We start from the raw sequence: 1,716 nt of genomic DNA, 5'->3' as shown, positions 1-1,716 counted from the left end.
CATTCGCGCCGAGGTCGCCCCCCCACGAAGATGCCATAAAACCACCTCCCGCTTGCATAGCTGCTCTCTCAGATACCGGCTATATCTTTGCAGCGGCAGCCAGAAACATTTGTTAAAGATACTTTATGATCCACCCGTGTCAACGACGGGAGGGATGTCGCTATCCCTGCATGGAAGCGAGAGAAATCAACAGTCACAGCAACACTTTTGCGCTGTTCCGGAAGCACAACAAAAGCTCTAGCAATGGCTTTTGCCGATGGTTTGACAATGTTTGGCCGTGTGATATCAGGTACTGGTTTCCAGGCGGTAGACAGAACGCACACCTCAGCCGGTCCAAGGGTGCAAAGAGAGATCATGAAGAGCGGAACCAAGAAGGTCATCGTAGCCGCGCTGGCAGCCAACCTGTTGATTGCTGCGATCAAACTCGTGGCAGCCGGGGTCACAGGGAGTTCCGCCATCCTCTCCGAGGGGGTTCATTCGCTCGTCGATAGCGGCAACCAAGTGCTGCTCCTGCATGGGCAGAGGTGTGCGGCCCGCGCCCCTGACGAGGACTTTCCCTTCGGCCACGGCAAGGAGATCTATTTCTGGAGCTTCGTGGTCTCGATACTGGTCTTCTCCCTGGGCGCCGGGATCTCGCTGTACGAGGGGGTCGACCACATACTGCATCCCAACGTGATGCGCAACGTCCGTATCAACTACTTCATCCTGGCAGCTTCCATCGTCTTCGAAAGTGTCTCCTGGGTTATCTCCATCCGTGAGTTCAGCAAGGCCAAGGCACCGGGACAGGGCTACGTCGAGGCAATCCATCGGGGAAAGGACCCCAGCATGTTCCTCGTGGTACTGGAGGATACCGCCGCCCTGCTGGGTCTAGTGGTGGCCCTGGTCGGCATCTTCCTCGCATCCCTCACCGCGAACCCGCTCTACGACGGTACCGCCTCGGTAATAATAGGCCTGATACTGGGAGGGACAGCCGTTCTCATTGCCTGGGAGACCAAGGGTCTGCTGGTAGGCGAAGCGGCTTCACGTGAGGTGGTGCAGACGATCAGGGAGATTGTCGCCAAGGGCGACCATGTCGAGCATGTCAACGAGGTGCTGACCCTGCATATGGGACCGGATTTCATAGTGGTTAACATCAGCCTCGATTTCATCGACGAGGTCTCTGCAGGGGAGATAGAACGGACAGTCCCCGTGCTGGAAGCCGAGATCAAGCGGCGGGTGCCTGAGGTGAAGAAGGTTTTCGTGGAGGCCGAGGCCTGGCGCCGGCCGCGGGTGCGGAGCACACTGCTGGAAGGGCCGGGAGAGGATGGGTGACCGGGAGACGAGGAAACCCGCTGGTATCGGCTGCACGCCGGTGAAATCCGCAGGCATCACACGGAGCAGTGTGGTCCCATTCGTGCTGAGCTTGTCGAAGCACGCAAGCTGAAGGACCCAGGTTGGAGCGCTTGGGGCAACATTCTTGGAAAAGCAAATCCCCCCTGTCCCCCCTTCGCAAAAGGGGGGGACGCGAGGCACCCGATTCGTCACTCATCGTCAGTGTGTAGTGTTCGTGGACTGTGAAGGGCGGAAACGTTGCCCCAGGCACGATAAAAGGGCCTGAACCCTGTAGGATCCAAGCCCTTGTTCGTGCTGGTTGTGCCGGCTGTGATGCCGACAGCCCCCCTTGCTTCCGCTCTCTTTAGGTACGCCCCACGGTCTGGAGGGCTTCGCGGATGAAGG

General features: G+C 58.7%; 1 protein-coding gene. It reads left to right on the top strand.

Annotated elements, in window-relative coordinates; translation table 11 throughout:
- The first annotated feature begins 354 nt into the window (after nt 1–354).
- Nucleotides 355–1,311: a cation diffusion facilitator family transporter gene (locus AC11W3_RS14375; protein WP_484091752.1), complete on the top strand. Its 957-nt coding sequence runs from the start codon at nt 355–357 to the stop codon at nt 1,309–1,311.
- Nucleotides 1,312–1,716: the final 405 nt, after the last annotated feature.

This window comes from Geomonas sp. (assembly GCF_056994735.1).
The sequence above is the reverse complement of the archived record's forward strand: the minus strand, read 5'-3'. Positions and strand labels throughout refer to the sequence as shown.